Origin of the sequence: Sphingobium sp. SA2 (assembly GCF_032227065.1) — a bacterium.
Taxonomy (GTDB): domain Bacteria; phylum Pseudomonadota; class Alphaproteobacteria; order Sphingomonadales; family Sphingomonadaceae; genus Sphingobium.
Map to the genome: position 1 here is coordinate 91172 of NZ_JAPMXX010000002.1, position 14895 is coordinate 106066.

General features: G+C 62.6%; 21 protein-coding genes and 1 pseudogene. 14 read left to right on the top strand and 8 right to left on the bottom strand.

Annotation, left to right across the window (positions count from 1 at the left end):
• Positions 1-154: 154 nt before the first annotated feature.
• The 10 genes from OVY48_RS06220 to OVY48_RS23860 all read left to right on the top strand — a co-directional run bounded on the left by OVY48_RS06220 (position 155) and on the right by OVY48_RS23860 (position 8622).
• Positions 155-595: a helix-turn-helix domain-containing protein gene (locus OVY48_RS06220; protein WP_313922141.1), complete on the top strand. Its 441-nt coding sequence runs from the start codon at positions 155-157 to the stop codon at positions 593-595.
• Positions 596-786: 191 nt separating this feature from the next.
• Complete coding sequence (gene merC / locus OVY48_RS06225) at positions 787-1197, top strand: organomercurial transporter MerC (RefSeq protein ID WP_313922142.1); 411 nt, start codon at positions 787-789, stop codon at positions 1195-1197.
• Positions 1198-1915: 718 nt separating this feature from the next.
• Positions 1916-3277, top strand: coding sequence for a family 1 glycosylhydrolase (locus tag OVY48_RS06230; protein ID WP_313922143.1), 1362 nt, complete (start codon positions 1916-1918; stop codon positions 3275-3277).
• The gene (locus OVY48_RS23855; protein WP_409592982.1) at positions 3223-3498 is read left to right on the top strand and encodes a hypothetical protein; all 276 of its coding nucleotides are present in this window, start codon (positions 3223-3225) and stop codon (positions 3496-3498) included. Before OVY48_RS06230 ends, OVY48_RS23855 begins: the two co-directional genes overlap by 55 nt.
• On the top strand, positions 3447-4547 hold the full coding sequence (locus tag OVY48_RS06235) for an FAD-dependent oxidoreductase (RefSeq protein ID WP_313922144.1): 1101 nt from the start codon (positions 3447-3449) through the stop codon (positions 4545-4547). Before OVY48_RS23855 ends, OVY48_RS06235 begins: the two co-directional genes overlap by 52 nt.
• A 449-nt stretch (positions 4548-4996) precedes the next feature.
• A complete protein-coding gene (locus OVY48_RS06240; RefSeq protein WP_313922234.1) occupies positions 4997-5797 on the top strand; it encodes a patatin-like phospholipase family protein in 801 nt (266 codons plus the stop codon).
• A gap of 158 nt (positions 5798-5955) precedes the next feature.
• Entirely contained in the window at positions 5956-6600 is a 645-nt protein-coding gene (locus OVY48_RS06245; RefSeq protein ID WP_313922145.1) for an MgtC/SapB family protein, read from the top strand.
• A 329-nt stretch (positions 6601-6929) separates the two neighbouring features.
• On the top strand, positions 6930-7388 hold the full coding sequence (locus OVY48_RS06250; RefSeq protein ID WP_313922146.1) for a CBS domain-containing protein: 459 nt from the start codon (positions 6930-6932) through the stop codon (positions 7386-7388).
• Positions 7389-7524: 136 nt separating this feature from the next.
• A complete protein-coding gene (locus OVY48_RS06255; protein ID WP_313922147.1) occupies positions 7525-8139 on the top strand; it encodes a GTP cyclohydrolase II in 615 nt (204 codons plus the stop codon).
• 132 nt (positions 8140-8271) lie between these two features.
• On the top strand, positions 8272-8622 hold the full coding sequence (locus OVY48_RS23860) for a DUF2282 domain-containing protein (protein ID WP_409592985.1): 351 nt from the start codon (positions 8272-8274) through the stop codon (positions 8620-8622).
• 122 nt (positions 8623-8744) lie between these two features.
• On the opposite strand, the gene OVY48_RS06265 is transcribed toward OVY48_RS23860, so the two are convergent.
• The 3 genes from OVY48_RS06265 to OVY48_RS06275 form a co-directional block, all read right to left on the bottom strand.
• Complete coding sequence (locus tag OVY48_RS06265; protein WP_313922148.1) at positions 8745-9035, bottom strand: hypothetical protein; 291 nt, start codon at positions 9033-9035, stop codon at positions 8745-8747.
• Positions 9036-9123: 88 nt separating this feature from the next.
• A complete protein-coding gene (locus OVY48_RS06270) occupies positions 9124-9537 on the bottom strand; it encodes a hypothetical protein (protein ID WP_313922149.1) in 414 nt (137 codons plus the stop codon).
• Positions 9522-9911 carry a hypothetical protein gene (locus OVY48_RS06275; protein WP_313922150.1) on the bottom strand — a complete coding sequence of 130 codons (390 nt, stop codon included), beginning with the start codon at positions 9909-9911 and terminating at the stop codon, positions 9522-9524. The genes OVY48_RS06270 and OVY48_RS06275 overlap by 16 nt, the downstream gene beginning before the upstream one ends.
• Positions 9912-10029: 118 nt before the next feature.
• Between OVY48_RS06275 and OVY48_RS06280 the strand changes: the two genes are divergently transcribed.
• Positions 10030-10437 carry a helix-turn-helix domain-containing protein gene (locus OVY48_RS06280; RefSeq protein WP_313912178.1) on the top strand — a complete coding sequence of 136 codons (408 nt, stop codon included), beginning with the start codon at positions 10030-10032 and terminating at the stop codon, positions 10435-10437.
• Positions 10438-10593: 156 nt separating this feature from the next.
• On the opposite strand, the pseudogene OVY48_RS06285 reads toward OVY48_RS06280, so the two are convergent.
• Together OVY48_RS06285 and OVY48_RS06290 are read right to left on the bottom strand one after the other, a co-directional pair.
• A pseudogene (locus OVY48_RS06285) lies at positions 10594-11053 on the bottom strand (DoxX family protein).
• The gene (locus tag OVY48_RS06290; protein WP_313922237.1) at positions 11047-11232 is read right to left on the bottom strand and encodes a hypothetical protein; all 186 of its coding nucleotides are present in this window, start codon (positions 11230-11232) and stop codon (positions 11047-11049) included. The pseudogene OVY48_RS06285 and the gene OVY48_RS06290 overlap by 7 nt, the downstream one beginning before the upstream one ends.
• A gap of 245 nt (positions 11233-11477) precedes the next feature.
• Between OVY48_RS06290 and OVY48_RS06295 the strand changes: the two genes are divergently transcribed.
• Positions 11478-11843: a DUF1109 domain-containing protein gene (locus tag OVY48_RS06295; RefSeq protein ID WP_313922151.1), complete on the top strand. Its 366-nt coding sequence runs from the start codon at positions 11478-11480 to the stop codon at positions 11841-11843.
• Here the strand turns inward: OVY48_RS06295 and OVY48_RS06300 are convergent.
• A complete protein-coding gene (locus tag OVY48_RS06300) occupies positions 11816-12079 on the bottom strand; it encodes a hypothetical protein (RefSeq protein ID WP_313922152.1) in 264 nt (87 codons plus the stop codon). The genes OVY48_RS06295 and OVY48_RS06300 overlap by 28 nt on opposite strands.
• Before the next feature lie 305 nt (positions 12080-12384).
• Between OVY48_RS06300 and OVY48_RS06305 the strand changes: the two genes are divergently transcribed.
• Both OVY48_RS06305 and OVY48_RS06310 read left to right on the top strand, forming a co-directional pair.
• Positions 12385-12819 (top strand): DUF427 domain-containing protein, encoded by a 435-nt coding sequence (locus OVY48_RS06305; protein WP_313922154.1) that lies wholly within the window; start codon positions 12385-12387, stop codon positions 12817-12819.
• A gap of 502 nt (positions 12820-13321) precedes the next feature.
• The gene (locus tag OVY48_RS06310; RefSeq protein ID WP_313922155.1) at positions 13322-13486 is read left to right on the top strand and encodes a DUF736 family protein; all 165 of its coding nucleotides are present in this window, start codon (positions 13322-13324) and stop codon (positions 13484-13486) included.
• Positions 13487-13709: 223 nt separating this feature from the next.
• Here OVY48_RS06310 and OVY48_RS06315 read toward each other — a convergent pair whose 3' ends face one another.
• Positions 13710-14534, bottom strand: a complete 825-nt coding sequence (locus tag OVY48_RS06315) for a CsgG/HfaB family protein (RefSeq protein WP_313922156.1) — start codon at positions 14532-14534, stop codon at positions 13710-13712.
• 149 nt (positions 14535-14683) lie between these two features.
• Positions 14684-14887, bottom strand: a complete 204-nt coding sequence (locus OVY48_RS06320; RefSeq protein ID WP_313922157.1) for a hypothetical protein — start codon at positions 14885-14887, stop codon at positions 14684-14686.
• Positions 14888-14895: the final 8 nt, after the last annotated feature.

The window sequence follows — 14895 nt, forward strand, 5'->3', positions numbered from 1 at the left end:
CTAGGCTGAGGACTGGGCATGGACTGTAGCTCGCTCAAGGTCAGTTACGGAGTTCTCTTCAGTTACGGAGTTCTCTGCGGTGTGCATGGCCAGTCCACGGCCCGGCCCGGGCAAGCGATCGGGCCGTCCAGGCACGGATACGAGGCTCGTGAGGATGGTCGACAAGAACGTTCTTGAGGATCTTGCGCCCAGGTTCACCATCGGCGTGCTATCGCGCAAGACTGGATGCAACATCGAGACGATCCGCTACTACGAGAAGGCCGGGGTGCTCCCGCATCCAGCGCGATCAGGCGGCGGCCATCGGCTCGATGGCTCCGGGCATCTGAGCCGGCTTGCGTTCGTCATGAAGGCTCGGTCCCTTGGCTTCAGCGTGTCTGACGTCAAGGCGCTGCTTCTGCTCGTCGATGAACGGGACCGGCCGTGCGCCGAGGTGCGGAATGTGGCGGCTACGCGCCTCAAGGACGTGAAAGCAAAGCTCGCGGATCTCCGGGTGATGGCGGCCGTGCTGAATGAGATGGTGACCTCCTGCGAAAAGGAAGAATCGATCGAATGTCCACTCATCGAGCGCATGTTCAAGGAGCCCAGTTCCATTTGATGACCGGTGCATGCCGACGCTAGCAACGCTGGTATCGAGGGCAGGCTCGTCACCCGGCAAGGCCTACGGCCAGGCTGCGCCAAAAAAAGCTTGCACCTGTAGTGGGTACAGGGCCTATCCGCTCGGCCAAGATTTCATCGAGCACTGGCGGGCCAGTCGTCAGCAGCTCATTATGCCACGGGAGCTTTCGTATGGCCACTCAAGATACTGTCACCCGGACCGCTGACAAAGCCGGCGTCATCGGCGCGATCCTTGCAGCAATGGGCTGCGCTGCCTGTTTTCCGGCGATCGCCAGCCTCGGCGCGGCGATCGGCCTGGGATTTCTGAGCCAGTATGAGGGCGTCCTGATCCGCTACGTGCTGCCGCTGTTCGCGCTCATCGGCCTGGCCGCCAATGTCGCTGGCGGCCTTCGTCACCGCAATTGGTCGCGCATGTTCCTCGGGATGATCGGTCCGTTGCTGGTGCTCGCGGCCGCCCTGCTCATGGTATTCTACATGAAGCGGGCAGAATGGCTGCTCTACCCTGGCCTGGTGCTCATGGTTGCAGTCGCCATCTGGGATTTGGCCTCTCCGCCCCGCAAGAGATCGTCTCGGCCCGCCTGACGGTTCTCTGCTCGAAGGCAAAGACCGCCCATCCAACGCGTGGGATGACCTTCCTGCGGGCGGATCCCTGGCGATTAGTTGGTCAGCTCTCGCTGGCGATTCCAGTCGCGCCAAGTGGACCCAGCTATGACGCGAAAGAAATGAATAGCTACAACCGGTCGAGGTAGTTTGGAGGTCCTCCGGAACATGCACAACGTGCCGCCGTTCAATTCCCCGGCGGATCCCACCAGGAGGCACCCCTTTTGGACACGCCGCGCAATGAGATCGATCCGTCTGCTACGACGGATTATGGAGCGAAACCTCCCTTGGGCCTTGCTGTCGGTCTGGTGACGGCGCTCCATCTTCTGTGCTGTGGCTTGCCCCCTCTGCTGCTTTCCGGGGTCTCGCTCGTCAGGATCATTCCGAGTTGGCCCGTAGTCGGCGGAATTCTCGCAACCCTCGGGCTCATCGGTTTCAACTGGTACCTGCGCAAGGGCCGCGCCACCTGCGCCGGTCCTACGTCATTGCCTGAACAGGTGAACTTCCAGGTCAGACAAAGGAGAGAGCCAATCCAGGATCAAGCCGAACGCGACGCCTGCAGCGGAATTGTACCGTGCCGGCCAAGCGGCTCCTGAAGGTCCGGCGCCAATGTCCGGCGCATTTGGTCAGACGATATGAACGGTGACAGCTCGCTCAAGGTCAGCGCCAGACCGGCGGCGCGAGCGGGGGATGCGCCTGTGTGGCCGGCGCCAAACATGCGTTCGGCGCCGGCGCGACATCCGTCATGTTCGCGACTGGCATCGAGAACAGCTATCCCACCATTACCGGCTCGGACGGCCGCGACCGCCGCGTCGATGAAATGGCGAAGACGCGCCATTACGAGCGGTGGCGCGAGGATTTCGCCCTCGTTGCAGAGCTCGGCATTGAATATCTGCGCTACGGCCCGCCCTATCACCTGACCCAACTCGGGCCGGACAAATATGACTGGGATTTCGCCGGCGAGACCTTCGCGGAGCTTCGGCGACTCAACATCCAGCCCATCGCCGACCTCTGTCACTTCGGAGTTCCGGACTGGATCGGCGATTTTCAGAACCCCTATTTTCCGGAACTGTTTGCAAAATATGCCCGGGCATTCGCGTCGCGTTATCCCTGGGTCCGCCTCTACACGCCGGTCAATGAGATCTTCGTCGCAGCGTGCTTTTCGGGGCTGTTCGGCTGGTGGAACGAACGCCTTCGTTCGGACCGCGCATTCGTCACCGCGCTGAAGCATCTGGCGCGAGCGAGCGTGCTCGCCGAAGCCGCGAGCCTTTCGGCGCGGGGAGAGCGCGGCACCCTGTTAATCCAAAGCGAATCGACGGAATATTCCCATTCGGCGGAACCCGGGGCCGCTGACCGCGCGGATCTGCTCAACGAGCGGCGGTTCCTGTCGCTGGACCTTTGTTATGGCCACGACGTCCGCGCCTGCATGTACCAGTATTTGACCGACAGCGGCATGACGCGAGCTGAATACGATTGGTTCATCCAGCACGCACCGAGGCTCAAGCCCTATTCGATCATGGGCAACGATTATTATTTGACGAACGAGCATATGGTGGCCACCGGAGATGGGCCGATCACGCCGTCAGGAGATATCTTCGGCTATTACATCATCACGAGGCAATATTTCGATCGCTACCACCTGCCCGTGATGCACACCGAGACCAACCTCGCCGACGCGAAGAGCGCTCCCGACTGGCCCGAGAAGGAGTGGCTCAACATGCTCCGTCTCAAGCAGGACGGGCGTGCCGATCATCGGATTTACCTGGTACAGCCTCCTCGACCAGGTCGATTGGGACACCGCGCTCCGCGAGGACAACGGGCACGTGAACCCGCTCGGGCTGTTCGAACCTCGATCGCAAGATCAGACCCGTGGGCGAAGCCTACTGCAAGCTCGTATGCCGCTGGAGGGATATCCTTCCAGCGGAGAGCGTCTGTCTCAGCGCGGACTGAGCAACCGATCGGCCGAGCCGTTCGGCCGCTTTCTCCGCTGCGATCAAAGGTGCGGAATTGGGAGCGAAAGTCGCGATCATCGAGCATGCGACCATCGGCGGCACCTGCGTGAACATCGGCTGCGTGCCATCCAAAACGCTCATCCGCGCCGCCGAACACTGCTTCCATTCCGCATATCCCAACTTCGAGGGACTGGCCGCCTGCCCGCCGCCCTCAGATTGGCAAAGGGTGATCGAGCAAAAGAATGAACTGGTCGCCGCCCTTAGGGAAAATACGTCAATGTGGCAGGCGCCTATCCCAACATCACGATCGTCCGGGGACGCGCCGAGTTGACGGGCGGGCGGGGCCTTGATGTCGACGGCCGAGCCGTGACCGCCAGCAAGATCCTTATCGCCACCGGCTCACGTCCCGCAGCGCCGCCAATACCCGGGTTGAAGGAAGCCGGTTATCTCGACAGCACGGACGCGCTTGACCTTCCTGTGCTGCCCAAAACGCTGATTGTGATCGGCGGGGGCGCAATAGGTCTCGAGCTGGCCCAGCTCTTCAATCGTTTCGGCGTCAAGGTGACCGTGCTCGAAGGCGCGGCGCGGATCGTGCCGCAAGAGGAGCCGGAAATCGGCGACGCGCTGTGCGGCTATCTGAACGATGAAAAGATGGAGGTCTTGTGCGGCGTCAAGATCGAGCGAGTCCATCGTGACGAGAGCGGCTACAGGATCGACCTGGTCGTCCACGGCGCGAAGCGCACCATTGAATCCGAACAGTTGTTGGTCGCCACCGGCCGGCGGCCAAATACGGAAGATCTTGGCCTTGAACGCGCTGGCGTGAAGCTCGATGAGCGCGGCGGAATAATCATCGACGGACGCTTGCGAACCGACAATCCGGACATCTACGCCGCCGGGGACTGCATTGGAAATCCAATGTTTGTCTACGTCGCTGCCTATGCCGGCGGCCTCGCCGCCGACAATGCTATCGGGAACGCAGAGCGCGGCTATGATCTGACCGCATTGCCGCGCGTGACCTTCACGGATCCGCAGGTTGCGAGCGTCGGCATGACCGAAGAACAGGCGCGGGCGAGCGGTCGAAACGTGAAAGCAGCCGTGCTGCCATTGGACTATGTGCCGGCGGCCATCGCGGCCCGTAACACCAAAGGCCTGATCAAGCTCGTTGCCGAGGAAGGCAGCGGAAAACTAGTTGGTGCGCATGTCCTCGCTGCCGAGGCGGGCGAGGTCATTCAGGAAGCCACGCTCGCCATCCGCTTAGGCTTGCGGGTCCACGATCTCGTTGAAACCTTCCATCCCTACCTCACGAAGGCGGAAGGCCTGAAGCTCGCCGCGATCACCTTCACCAAGGACGTCAAGCAGTTGTCGTGCTGCGCAAGCTGATGCGGCTTTCGGGTGCAAGAGCCGCACCGCGGAACGGATATTTGGCAAAACGCCTACGGCAGGACTCGGCTTCCAACTCGATTGGCACCCCGGGGCGGATCAGCATTTTTTCCTTTCGCCTCCGCCTTGTGTCTTGCCCCAGGAGGCACGGAGCCGGGAGTCGGGGCTCCAGAGCAAAGGCGCAATCGGATTTTCGCTTGACCCCGTAGCCCCTACAGAGCGCAAGACCGATTCGCTGAATCGGAGGGCCCGACCAGGCTGTCCTCCGATCGGAAGGCAGGAGCGACGAAATGACAACAGCAGCAGCAATTCCGAAGCTCGGGATAACCAGCTATCCTTGGTTCTCCCCACGCTTCAGAGGCCTTGACGGCCCGATCATCTGGGGACGCTGAAGGTTGGCAAAATCCCTCCCACGAGAGCGGGTTTTGACACGCCGTGATCCATCGCGGGTGGGGCTTCTCTTGTGCGGCGGTGGCAGTCGCGGTGCCATGGAGGCTGGATTTTACCGGGCGCTGACAGAGGCCGGCGTGCGGCCGGATTTCATCCTCGGCAGTTCCATCGGGGCGCTGAACGGCGCCTATATTGGTGGTGGCATGGCTCCGTCCGAACTCATCGCGCTGTGGCGCGCGTTTCGGCTCCGCCGAGCAATCTCGCCCAATTGGGCCTGGCTTTTCCATCCGAGGCGTCGCCCCGGCTTCCTGAGCCTCGCGCCGCTGCGGAATTGGCTGCGTCGCACGCTGCCTGCGACGCGGTTTGAAGATCTCGCCATCCCGTTGGCGGTCGTCACGACCGACCTCGAAGCGGGCCGCGCCTGCTATTGGCATGGACAGGGGGATCTGGTCGAGCCGGTGATCGCTTCGATGAGCCTGCCAGGCATATTCCCGCCGGTCGAACTCGACGGCCGGCTGCATGTCGACGGCGGCATCACGAACAACGCTCCGCTCGACAAGGCGCACGAGCTCGGCGCCCGGTCGGTCTACATGATCGAATGCATGTGCGCAGAACGCTGCCCCACTCCGCTGCGAGGCTGGGCTGACATTGTCATGCGGAGCTTTTCCATTGCGCTCGACAGCAAGTATCGCGCCGAATTGAAGCATTTTCACCGGCATATCGAGGTTCATTCCATCCGGCCAGATCTCAGAGAGGAGGTGGACGTCCTGGACTTTCGGCATACGGGATATCTCATTGAGGCTGCCTATCGGCAGACCCGCGCCCGATTGGCTGCTCGCGCCGAGCCGGGAATGAGCTGAAATTGCCCGCATCCGGTGTTGGAGGACTGGGCCTCCAGCCACCAAGGCTTTCTCCCCGCGGTGCGCCGCAGTCCTTACCTCGCTGGATGGACAAATGGAGCACATGATTTCCGCTGGTGGTGCCGACAGCAAAGCTTGCTTCACTAGGGAGCCCCTCCATGCTGTTTCCTGAGCTCATCATCGACATCCTGCTGCCCCTTGCTGTCGCCGCGGCGGTTGGCCTGACGCTGGGCCTCGAGCGGGAACTGTCGCGCAAACCCGCGGGCCTTCGGACGCAGTTTCTGGTCACGGTGGGCACGGCCATATTCGTCCTGGCCGGGCGGTCCGTCCCGGGGATGGAATCCGGGCGGATTGCGGCAAATGTGGTGACCGGCCTCGGCTTCCTCGGGGCGGGGGTCATATTGCAGCATCGCGGGACCGTGCGCGGACTGACTACTGCCGCTCTTATCTGGGTGAACGGCGCCCTGGGCCTGGCCGCCGCCGTGAAGGAATATGTGTTGGTGGGAATGGGCGTCGGCTTGACGCTCGCCGCGTTGCGTGTGCTCGCGCTCATCGAGAAACGACTGGGCGAAAAGTGGCGCATCCTCGAATATCAAATCACGACATTTGAAAATGAGGACGTCGTCCAAGCCGTTCATGATGCGCTCAGCAAATGCCGGTTCCAGGAGGGCCCGCTTGCATACCAGCGGCTGCAGGGAAAATTCCTGATGCACATCTCATTTTGTGACACGCCCACGCGGCATCGCGAATTCATGGATCGACTCCGTCAAATGTCAGACGTCACTGATATCAGGGTGCTGTGATGCCGGGCGGCGCTGACCGATCGAGCCGGAATCTGTCAGCAGCCCCACGCATTTTTCGCACTTTCGCAGCGGCAGAAGAAAAAGGCCGTGAACCTACCAAATGGAGAGACACCAACCTCCAGCGGCCTCTCCGTAGGCGGCGTGGCCATGGCGGCGCTCGTCCACGGACGTCGTGCCCACCTGTCGGGCTCCAGATCAAAGGCACTCGATCGGATTTTTCGCTTGACCCTGTAGTCTCTACAGAGCGCAAAACCGATTCGGTGAACGAGCGCAGACCCTCGAATGAAGGTCGCCAGGCTGCTCGCCTCCATTAGGATAGGAGCGATGAAATGACTGTAGCGGCAATTCTGAAGGCCAAAGGTGACTGGATGGTCATGGCCGAGCCGGACACGTCCATTACCGAGGCCGTTGAGCGGATGAGACTTGACGCGATCGGGGCCCTGCTTGTCAGCACCGACGGCCGCAAGCTGCTCGGGTTCCTTTCGGAACGTGATGTTCTGCTTGGCTTCGCAAATCATGGCGCCGCCCTGGTCAAGCTGAAGGTTCGCGACGTGATGAGCCCTCCTGGACCAACCTGTTCTCCGGATGACAGCGTCAGGCGGGCGATGGAGATAATGACCGCAAGCAGGGCGCGTCATCTGTCGGTGCTCGACTCTAATTGCTTATGCGGCATCGTCAGCATCGGCGACGTGGTCAAGTTTCTCCTTCGAGACGCGGAGTTGGAGAACAAGGTGCTTCGTGATCTTTGCCCGATGCCAGGCTTTGGGCGGCCGTCCCTCGCGCTCTAATCTCCTTCGGCACGCTGCGCGGAACGTCACCTAGCGCCAGACGGCCACGTCCATGACGCGCCGGCACTCATTTGGGGCTCTGCGCTCAGGAGCTCGCAAGCGTTCGATCAGACGTCAGCATTTGGAATGATTGAAGATGACCATAAATGGATATTCTCGGGTTGCTCGCACGACATTGCCGCTCGACGTTAATGGCACGTCGAGGGTCTTGTCGGCGTACGCATATCGTCGCGACCAGCCTAGGGACGAACTCATCGCGCTCGTTCATCGCGCGGCAGACTCCGAGGGTTTGCTGCCGATCGTGCGCCTTCACAGCGCCTGCGTGACCGGTGACGCGTTAGGCTCCCTCCGGTGTGACTGCAGATATCAGCTTAATGCCGCACTATCGATCATTGCCGCGAGCAATTACGGCATACTGATCTATCTTAACACGCAAGAGGGTCGCGGTATCGGTCTTTCCAACAAGATCAGGGCCTATGCTCTGCAGGATACCGGCGTCGACACCGTCGACGCCAATGTCGAGCTTGGCCTTGCGATCGACGCCCGGGACTATGCGGGCGCAGCCGCGGTGTTGCACGATCTCGGAGCACCCAGCGTCAGGCTGCTTACGAATAACCCCGAAAAGGTCAGAGCCCTACATCGATTTGGTATTGCGGTGGAGGAGCGTATCCTTCTCACTGGTGGCGAAACACCATTCAATCATCAGTATCTGGCGACGAAAAGATCCAGAATGAATCATTGGCTTCCGTGAGTGCGGAGAACTTGTGGAGGCCGGTCAATCCCCGATTTGGCAAAGCCAGTGCCGGAATATCACCTCCGAGTAACCGGCCACTGACGTGCAACGAAAAGGGATCGGGGTTTTGTGTCTTGAAGGAGGAAAGTCATGAGCGCTACCGCAATCGCCACTGCCACCGCAGCGTTCGCCATCCTCGCCGGCTGCACCCAAGGCGCCCAAAACTCCCAGAACCAGCAGCAAACCGCTGGGGCGAATGCTCCCAACGCCGAGATGGGCAACATGGCGATGGGCGGCAACATGGCCGCGCAGGGCAATATGGCGGCGATGAACGCCACGATGGCCAAGCTGGGCACGGGTTCGGTCGAGAAATGCTATGGCCTTGCGCGAGCCGCGCAGAATGATTGCCAGGCCGGACCGGGAACGACCTGCGCCGACACGTCCAAGGTTGATTACCAAGGCAAATGCGTTCAGGCTGGTCCCCAAAGGGACCTGCACTAAGATCAAGATCCCGAAAGGCACTGGACCGCTCAAGCCGATCGCTTGATCGAAGCTCGCAAGAAATACCGTTGTGGGGGCTCGCAGTGCCGGGCCTGCAGCGCGTTCGTTGCCGAAAGATACTTCTAAAGCAGGTGCTGGCCGCCGGGCGTCAGAACGGCACGGATCTTGCCGCTGTCATGGTCGAGTTCGCCCCTGACTAGCCGTTGCCGCTCCAGTCCGACGAGAGATTTCTGCAGAGACGGCGCCGGAACGCCGACCAGACCGGAGAGCCCGTCCAGCGTGAGCTCGTTGTGCTCGTCGGCATAAAGTGCAAGCAGAGCGTCCCAGGCCGCTTCCCCGAACATTGTTGGGGGGACAAGATCGGCGCGCGTGAAACATTCGACGCGCACCTCGTTTCTCCAATCGCATTTCATCGAAGGTCTCCCACGAATGAGATTTGCGGCGTGCGGCCAGCCACTTCGGAGCTACTGGCAATCAGGCCGATGGCGACCGTCCCGATCATCAGGCTGCGCAGATACCTATGGTCCTGCTTCGGCTCCAATTACACAGTGCCGGCAACAATGCGCCGATCATGAAGAGCATGACGAGCGGGCCCATCAGCCGGTACAGGAGCGACGAACCTCCGAGCCCTACATCGTGCAGCGACCAGAGGACCGTGGCCGCGTAGACCGCCATGTAGGCCCAGGCGCCCGCGACGTGCCGCCTGGCGAGCAAAGTCCCTGAAGCGATGAGACCGAGGCCGCGAGCATGTAAAAGATCGACCCGTCCGAGGTGGCGAATACGCCGGCCGCCGCAAGGATGGCTCCCCATCAAGGCGAACAGCGAGCCCGAAATGGCCAGAAGCGACCTTGCCCAAAGCGGCGTGTCCCGCGAGGCGGCACACCAGCGCTGGTGAACAATCATCGGCATGGACATGGCTGCATTCCTTGAAGCGAAGGGCTCTGCCCGCGCGCACGAGTCGGGGCATTGACTCGGGGCGCGGGCAGAGCGTGAACGGAGCTGGAAGGTCGACGGGAGGGGGCGATCGACTCTTCCAGCCCCGAAAAGAACTCGAGCAGATCATCCTGGATCACGGGCATGCAGCCGCGGCGCCGGGCAACATGCTCGAGAATTCGGAGAATGTCGGCGGGTGAATAGCCGGCGTCGATGCGCGCGAGCCGCTTCAAAAGCCCATCGGGATTGAGGCTGCGCGGCCCGTCCGCTTTGGCCATTTCCACTATTTGCCACTCGACGTCGCGCCGATCGATCAAAGCTGGTTTGGTTGATGATTCGCTCCGGCGGTCCGGCATGGCGCTTGAAATCCGGAGGGCGCGATCGGCTGGAGAGTGTCCATTGCGAATCACCTTGCGTTCAGACAGAGACCGTATAAGGTCTGTAGAACGTACAGGCTCAAGGACTTTTTTTCGCATGACCCATAAGCTGATAGGCTTGCAGCGGGCTCAGCTGGCGCGGCAGACCGGATGCAACCTCGAGACCATCCGCTATTATGAGAATATCGGGATGATGCCCGATCCGCCACGCACGGCAGCCGGGTACCGCATCTACGATCAGACCCATGTCGCTCGCCTCCGCTTCATTCTCCGCGCGCGGGAGCTCGGCTTCTCGATCGAGGAAATCCGCGGGCTCCTCACGCTCATCGACGTCGCCGGCCAGACTTGCGCCGAAGTGAAGGAGCGGACGGAGACGCATCTCGCGGACATTCGCGCGAAGATCCGCGACCTGAACCGTATCGAGAGCATCCTGGCCAAGACTGCGTCGCAATGTTCAGGCGGCACCGTCCCCAACTGCCCGGTGCTTGACGCGCTCGCGGCGTAGGAATCACCGGAGCGCTCCAATTAGATTGAAGACGCGGGAAGGCCGACGTCGCGGAAGGTGGAACCGCCATTCGGCACCGAGCGGAGATTCGATGCCGTCGATCGCTTCTCGCGCTACCGAGGCGCTACTCCGCCGCCAAGGGTTCGATGTCCGGCGTCATGGGATGCGCAATAGATGGTCGAGCGAGACCCTGCCCCCGCCGCGGGCGATCAGGGGGATCAGGATGGCGGCCAGCTCAGATGCGTCGGCCACGCGTCGGGATAGACGAAAATCTCGATCGTCAGCGTCATGATGAACAAAGCGAGCGCCGAAAGCCGGGTGAATAAGCCCAGCACGAGCAGGATCGGGAATATGTGCTCGGACGCGGCGGCAATGTACGCCGCTGGGACCGGAGCGATGAACGGCAGCCGGTATTCGGTCTGGAACAGATAGAAGGTGCTGTCGGTCAGGGTGAAGATGCCCTCGACCTTCGTCCGGCCTGACTGGGGAAGAACACGGCCGCGATGCCGACCCGCTGGATCAGCGGGAGAAGCCAGCTCGGGATCGCTTCCGCCGCGCGGGCGAAAAGACGGAACGGCGTCCACAATCCCGGACGTCCCTCAGCAACGGTCACCATGGTCTGCCGTCCTCCAAGGGCCTGATCGTGAGGGCCGCGGTCGAAATGATCGTCGTCAGCGATTTCGAGAGGTCCGCGTCCGGGTGGGATTCGGCAGTGGCGGTGATCGCGGACCCGAGAGGGTGGCCGCTCTTGATTGCGGCGAGCATGGCATGGGCGGCCTCGTCGATGAGATTCACGCTGATCCCGGCTGCTGCGGCGGGTGACGAGCGCACTCTCTGCTTTCCATTCGGGCTCGAGTTCCTCGAACTCGCCGCCGGCGCGGTGCGCCTGCCAGATCGTCACGGCCGGCGTTTCGAAGCGCGCGATCCGCGTCGCGGGATGCAGACGCACCTTGCGCCTCACCAGTTGCGACGGTTTCAAGGTGGCATAATCCTGCTCTTCGAGCACGGGCGCATCGGGAGCGAAAAAGCTCTCGGTCCAGATGATGAGCGCGCCGGGCGTTCGCGAGCAGCTGTGGCTTGGCTCGACGTGGCAAACCTGCCTTGTCGCGATCACCATGGTGCCGGTGCTGCTCGGGGTCGCCTGGGCGTTCAAGCGGCTGGCGCCGACGCGACTGCGGCTTGCCGGCTTGCTCGCGGGAGTGACCGCCGGCTCTACCGTGGCGGTTGTCTATGCGCTCTTCTGCCCCGAGACGACCGCGACGTTCCTAGCGAGCTGGTACACGGCAGGCATTTTCGCGGCCGGAGTAATCGGCCTGCTCGTCGGGCCCCCCTCCTGCGCTGGTGACTGCAGCCGATGGGGGTCGCGGCGGGAAGCCCTTCAGTCCGAGCTCCGGAATGCCCAGTAGCAGCCGTAGCTCGCCACCGCGAACGGCACGAAATAATTGAGCGCGAACTTCCAGATGATCAGCGGATGGCCGGCGATCAGCTCCGGCCCTTGATTGATCGCGTTGAGAACCGTTCCCACGGCGACCGCCACTGTGAGCGAGCGCCGGAGCGGTGCCCGGGAGCAGGTGCGTCGTAGGGCTTCCTTCGGCGTCATACCGGATTGCTGCCACGCTGGCGCCTGGCGCACAATCGGCATTTGTTGTGTGGCCCAGCGATCGGCCTAAGTAACCTTTTCCCGGCTTGCCGCGAACTAAGGGTGAGGCCGCCAGCCCCCGCGGCCTTTCATGCCGCACGCCCCTGCGGCCGCCGGCTGCGCGGCGCCCCTGTTCGCGCAGCCGGCGCTTTGCCAAGCTCTGATGATCGCGCGAACCGATGAGCCGATCCGCGCGGCGACTTCTCCCGTTGCGCGGAACCCGCGGGTCGAAGCCCTGTTCGTGATTTCAACGGCGACGTGCCCGTGATGCGCATCGGAAAAATTTTTGCCGGGAAGGAGAGTTCATCATGGCCTTGACCATCGGGCGAGCGCCCTTTGCTCCGAAGGCGCCGGCTCCTTCAATTTCGAGCGGCAAGGGCCGGAACAGACCCTCTATTGGGAGGAATTCCCGAAGCGCGTCCGCGTGGAATTCGGCGGCGAGACGATCGCCGACAGCCGGCGGGGCGCTAATCCTCTTCGAAACCAGCCTTCCGCCCCGCTTCTGTTTGCCGCCCGAGGCGGTTCGGACCAAGTTTCTGACCCGCAGCCAAAAGGTGACGCAGTGCCCTTACAAGGGCGAGGCCCGGCACTGGCATGTCGAGGTCGAAGGCAAACGCGTCGAGGACGCGGCCTGGACCTATCCGGCGCCGTTCGGCGAGGCCGACCCTATTCGTGACTGCCTCTCCTTCTATCCATCGAAGGTGCGCATTGAAGTCGACGGCGAGCAGCTCGGTCCGGAGTGAGCGAAGGTCGCGGCCTCGCGCCCCCGGCCGCCATGCGTTTCGCTGGTCCACGAACGGAAGCTTGGCCGGGGGCCAGAAGCGAATCTCCGAGCGCCGGCGATAGGCGGGAACGCCGGTCTGGATGCGAGCCGGCCGGTCGTAGGTCACGCTTGAGAGCCCGGAATCAGCGCATCTCTCGTTCCCCCGGGCCGCTGGCATAGTCTCGGGCGCGTGGGATACCGATGGCTGGCATTGGTCTCCTTGAGATCGCCCCAGGTCCCGTTTCCCGGCGCCTGGCTTTGACCTGGGAAAGCTGCCGGGCCCTCGAAACCATCGCTCTCGTACTCATTTCCCCGCCCGTTTGCACGGGCTCCTCGCGGCCGCTTCGCTCACAAATGAGCGCTTCGCTCCGGTCCTCCGCTGCCGCTCCGGCCCTTCGGGTTCATGGCCCCGGCTCCCGGCCGTCCCTTTGAGGTCAGCTGTCGCCCGGAAATGGTTCGGGGCGAAAGAAGGAGACTTATCAATGCCTGCAATCGGACATGTCACCCGCAATTCGAATGGCGGCTTCAAGGGTCAGCTCGGGATGCTGACGATCCGGGCCGAGATCGACATCGTGCCCAACGAGAAGAAGGCCAGCGACGCCCAGCCCGACTTCCGCATGCTCTCCGAAGGCATCGATTATGCGTAGCGCGGGATGGCCACACTGATCCAGAGCAAGAGCAGCGCGAACCCAAGGAACCGCGATGGTTTGGGCGCTACTGTGCTGCAGCACCGCGACGGGATTATAGCGAACGAATCCGAATGCCATTCCCCAACCGACGACGGTCAGGATTGTAAATGGCCCTCGGCCGACCCGTCCCTTCAGCACGAAAAGAACCTCGCCCAATGTCCATCGCCCCCTCCCCCTTTTCTCAGTTTCTCCTGGCCGGGACCGGCTTCGTGGCCGCCGTGGGTGGCGCTGCAGGCGGGGTCGTGGCGACAGGCGCGATCCGCCGCTGCGCGTCGAGCGTCAGCTTCCTGAAGGCGTCCAGCATGGCGAGGCTAAGCACTTTGCCCGGGTCCGTGTTCGTATATGCACCGCCTAGCGCGCCGACGCCCAGACTGAGCAGCAAACCGCCACCGACCACGCTATAGTCCTTCTTTCGCGCGGAACCGGTCGCAACGGCCTGCTGGATGCCGGTCTTGACGTTGACGAGGGTCAACATGGTCTGGGATTCGAGGGTCTTGGTCTTGAGGCCCACGGCCGAACCGAACATGCCGCCGCCAGCGCCGCCACCCTTGCCGTTGTCGTCGGTATAGAGGACCTGGGCGGTCAGGAGATAGTCGGCCGCCTTCAGGGTTGCGCCGGTCAGGGCCGAGCCATTCTCGACGGAGCCGCCAGCGGCAAGAAGGCGCTCCTTCTGCAGCGCGTCGAATGTCTCGCCGCGCTCGGCCACCTGAAAGCAGCCCGATCGGGCCACGAGCAGCTTCAGGAGCGGCAGCGGATCCACGCGCGCGGTCGACCCGCCGTTCTGGCGCTCGGCGAGTTGCACAAGTGCCCGCATGCCAGGGGGAAGCTGCTCTTCAACTCCGGCGACGCTGCTATCTTCAACGAGAGCGACGATGCCGAGCGACTGGCTGCACTGCGGCAGTTCCGAACTCTCGTCGACGCCGGTGCCTCCCTTGCCAAGTTTTTGTGCGGTTGCGGGCGAGGCGAGGGCCGCAGCGGTGGCGAGAGCGAGGACGCAGGTTTTCATGGGTAAAGTTTCCTCATGCAACGCGGTACGAGTCGACGGGATCGGCTCGCGCAAATCGCCGACGGGCGCGAGGACGCCGGGAATTGTGGGCCGGGCTGGTGCGGAGATCCGGACGGTTGTGCAGGGTATTCACCACCGTCCCCTCCCGCTCAGGTCCAACCGTCGCGGCGGCCCTCGCCGCTGTCGCGCAGCGAGCGGCCATCGAGCGCGGAGCGACGGATCTCCAGTTCGACCTGGTCACCCTTCCGGCGGGTGCGGATGTCGCGCACGTCGATGTTGTTGCGCTTGGCATAATCTTCAGCGGCGCGTTCGCTGCCGAATTTGCCTGCTTCTTCGAAATCCCAACCAGCCATAGTCAGTC

Coding starts and splice junctions, on each gene's coding strand:
- OVY48_RS06220 (WP_313922141.1), top strand. CDS start 155: ATGGTCGACAAGAACGTTCTTGAGGATCTTGCGCCCAGGTTCACCATC.
- merC (WP_313922142.1), top strand. CDS start 787: ATGGCCACTCAAGATACTGTCACCCGGACCGCTGACAAAGCCGGCGTC.
- OVY48_RS06245 (WP_313922145.1), top strand. CDS start 5,956: ATGCTGTTTCCTGAGCTCATCATCGACATCCTGCTGCCCCTTGCTGTC.
- OVY48_RS06250 (WP_313922146.1), top strand. CDS start 6,930: ATGACTGTAGCGGCAATTCTGAAGGCCAAAGGTGACTGGATGGTCATG.
- OVY48_RS06255 (WP_313922147.1), top strand. CDS start 7,525: ATGACCATAAATGGATATTCTCGGGTTGCTCGCACGACATTGCCGCTC.
- OVY48_RS23860 (WP_409592985.1), top strand. CDS start 8,272: ATGAGCGCTACCGCAATCGCCACTGCCACCGCAGCGTTCGCCATCCTC.
- OVY48_RS06265 (WP_313922148.1), bottom strand. CDS start 9,035: ATGAAATGCGATTGGAGAAACGAGGTGCGCGTCGAATGTTTCACGCGC.
- OVY48_RS06270 (WP_313922149.1), bottom strand. CDS start 9,537: ATGTCCATGCCGATGATTGTTCACCAGCGCTGGTGTGCCGCCTCGCGG.
- OVY48_RS06275 (WP_313922150.1), bottom strand. CDS start 9,911: ATGCCGGACCGCCGGAGCGAATCATCAACCAAACCAGCTTTGATCGAT.
- OVY48_RS06280 (WP_313912178.1), top strand. CDS start 10,030: ATGACCCATAAGCTGATAGGCTTGCAGCGGGCTCAGCTGGCGCGGCAG.
- OVY48_RS06295 (WP_313922151.1), top strand. CDS start 11,478: ATGATGAGCGCGCCGGGCGTTCGCGAGCAGCTGTGGCTTGGCTCGACG.
- OVY48_RS06300 (WP_313922152.1), bottom strand. CDS start 12,079: ATGCCGATTGTGCGCCAGGCGCCAGCGTGGCAGCAATCCGGTATGACG.
- OVY48_RS06305 (WP_313922154.1), top strand. CDS start 12,385: ATGGCCTTGACCATCGGGCGAGCGCCCTTTGCTCCGAAGGCGCCGGCT.
- OVY48_RS06310 (WP_313922155.1), top strand. CDS start 13,322: ATGCCTGCAATCGGACATGTCACCCGCAATTCGAATGGCGGCTTCAAG.
- OVY48_RS06315 (WP_313922156.1), bottom strand. CDS start 14,534: ATGAAAACCTGCGTCCTCGCTCTCGCCACCGCTGCGGCCCTCGCCTCG.
- OVY48_RS06320 (WP_313922157.1), bottom strand. CDS start 14,887: ATGGCTGGTTGGGATTTCGAAGAAGCAGGCAAATTCGGCAGCGAACGC.